The sequence below is a fragment of the Paenibacillus sp. LS-5 genome, assembly GCF_056121505.1.
This window is the reverse complement of record NZ_JBWAVA010000038.1, coordinates 1-2961: the sequence shown is the minus strand read 5'-3', so window position 1 is coordinate 2961 and position 2961 is coordinate 1. Positions and strand designations below refer to the sequence as shown.

Sequence of the window (2961 nt, the reverse complement as noted above, 5' to 3'; positions counted from 1 at the left end):
TAATGGATGTATGGTGTCGTGTAGCCCTGCTTGTAATAGATAGTTACACTGTTTCCAGGCGGAGTGGTGACGAGAGCGGCTGCGCTGAGTGCCGACAGGTTACCTGCGGCATCAAAAGCTTTTACCGTATAGCTGTAACTGGTTTCAGAAGCCAGCCCACTGTCCGTATACGAGTTGGTTGCAGAAGATCCGATCTTGACTCCGTTGCGGTAAATCTCATAACCAGCCACACGGATGTTATCGGTGGATGCATTCCATGTAAGGGCAGCAGAAGAGGCATGGGTTACAGAAGCTTGGAGGTTAACCGGTGTGCTTGGTGCTTCCTTATCGGGAATTACTGGCTGATCCGTAATGAATGGATGCGTGCCTTCAATAGTGCCCTGCATGCTTTCCGTATATTTGCCGTTGGCCAGTGTATACTTGCCTGCTCCAACATATACCTGCTGGATATCACTGCGTGTAACATTTCCTTTGGCGTCTTTGGCTTCAATATAATAATCCACCAACTGGTCCCGGTAATCTGAGATGTAGCTGTAATAGAGATTTCCGATATCTGTTGCCGGAACCTTCTCCATGATGACTTTACTGCTTGGCTGCCAATCGACACCATTGATATCAGGGCTCAAATCACGGACATTCATCGGGTACTCCACCCATTGCCCAACCTTGGCGGGATCTATACCGGACACACCGGAGGATGCCAAAGCTGTTGGGTCATAGACCTTAAAGGTATTGTCTGAAGCATCAGCGGTCTTGTCACGGTGAGCACGGATTTTGACTTTGATGTCACTGATACCGTTCGTATCAAAAGCGTAGGTATAAATGGAGAACACGTTGTTAAAATGCTGCAGAGTCCAACCCTCTGCTTTACTGACATTAGCGCTGCCCGGATTGTACGGGTAACGCTGCGGCCACCAGACGGAAGGGCCTGTTTTGTCTTTGGCCAGCTTTTGCGATACATAAGGCTTGGAAAAGTACAACGATTGATTGAAGGACAAAGCCGGTTTCACGCTGTCATCAACATTCTCGTCGTAATAGCCAAAGCCTGAATCCATTGCCGGAAGCAGGAAATACCAAGCCAATTCAGCCGGGTTCGCACCACCGGAATAATCATTGGCACTGTTTCCTTTTACAGGAAAGGAGAGCATCCAGGGGTTCAGCTGATTCCCGTCATACGTAATTTCCCGATCCAGCGCCGTGGTCGGTTTCCAGTAATTCGGATGATCGTCTAACCAGATCTGCTCAGCTGTTTTGGCATAATTCAAAGAAGCTTGGAGTAAGGCAAAATTACGTTCAAGATAGTGATAGCCCTTCTCGAAGGATACAGTCATCCCCTCCTCTACACCAGAAAGGTTCTTCTTAGGGGCTAGTGAAGTTCCGTTAACCTGGTTAAACGTGGCGAACTGTCCCTTCCAAATGCCAAAGGGAAGATGCCAGTGATACCAAGTCGGATCGGAAGAGGAATCACGGGTATCGATCCAGGATCCATCCTGCACGTGAACCACATCGGAGGTGGCTGGTGTATTACTGCGCAGGTATTCATCGATACCCATACCTTTTACGCCGCTGTCGGCATAGGTAACATTTCCGGCATTGCGCCAGGTTTCTTCGGAGCCTGCCCGGCCCGAAGAATTATCCCCATCATGGGCTACGACGAAAATCTGCTTCTGCGCAACCAGATTCTCATACGGCTTAAGCGCGTCAGCTTTGACTTGGCCCAAGTATCCTTCCTCCCAGGACTCTGCCTGTGCTACAGGAACGCCCACTACTCTGGACTCCGCTCCACTTGCAGGATCGACATAACGTACCCAATGCGCCGTAGAGGCAAAAGGATACTTATTGTATACCACTTGCTGTTCATTGAACATGTTCTGGCTCACCCAGCCTCCCGGGGTGCTGACATTCTGAAGATCTGCCCGGTTGGGCGGTGACACCATCGTGTCTGTTCCAGGACTGTTCAGCAGCGGATAATCCTTAAGGGTGCGCGAGAAATGGTTATTGCCAATCACAGACCACTGGATACCCAACTTCTGCAGCACCGGTATTATCCGCTCGGAAAAGCCAAGCTCCGTTGGAAAAAAACCCTTCGAGGACTTGTAGCTGCTTCCTAGGAAATAAGGCTGGGCCAGCGTGGCTCCATGATAGATCATATCCTTCAGCAAATATTCATTCCCGGCCAGTGGCCCCATCGAGTGATGCCCGGAGAAATGGATCAGATCCAGTGTATTGTTTCCATTGGTTGTTTTGAGCTGATCGTACGCATTCTTCCAGGGAGTACCCCATGCCGCATTACTGTATCCGCTTACATTTCCTTGTTGAATAATGCTGTTCACGTTGTTCACTACAGAACCGGACATCGTGACATGCATCTGTGCCTGTGGATAATTGCTATGCAGCGTATTCGCCACACTCCATGGCCAAGTTAGATAAGCACCGGTCTTGGCATGATGGGAGTAGTAGGATACTAGATCATCGTGCGGCATCGGTGAACCATTGGGCAAATAAAATTTATAACCGGCAGGCGGATTCTGCTTCAGATGGATTACTTCACCGTCATATGTATAACGGATTGGACTTCCTACAGGGGCAGAATTATAGGAATTCAGATCATAGTAAGCCCAGAAATTAGGCATATGGTTATGATATACATTCGAAGCAGCAATTTCAGCCGATACATTAGTGGCCACAGACTGGCCAAACAGCAGGAGACCCAGCAACAGTGCTCCAATCTTACGCCTTGACCCAAAGTACTTCATAACCTTTTCCAGCTCCTCTCCATATTAAAGAATCGGGAGCATTGTTTGCTCAATGCTCCCGTCACATGAACTACAGATCCTTCCAGCGCTGCACGGTAAGATTGACGGTCTGTGCTCCGCCTGCAGGCGTGAGCGTCCGGTTCGCAATATCCGCCCCGCTTGTGCTAGTCTCCACTGAAGCCCAGCTCCCGCGTGTTACCTTGTA

1 protein-coding gene is annotated in these 2961 nt (G+C 49.4%); it reads right to left on the bottom strand.

Going from position 1 to position 2961, the window contains the following annotated elements:
• Window positions 1-2756: fibronectin type III domain-containing protein (locus tag AC0MA3_RS26285; protein WP_474658328.1), on the bottom strand; the 2756-nt coding region annotated here is incomplete at its 3' end.
• Window positions 2757-2961: the final 205 nt, after the last annotated feature.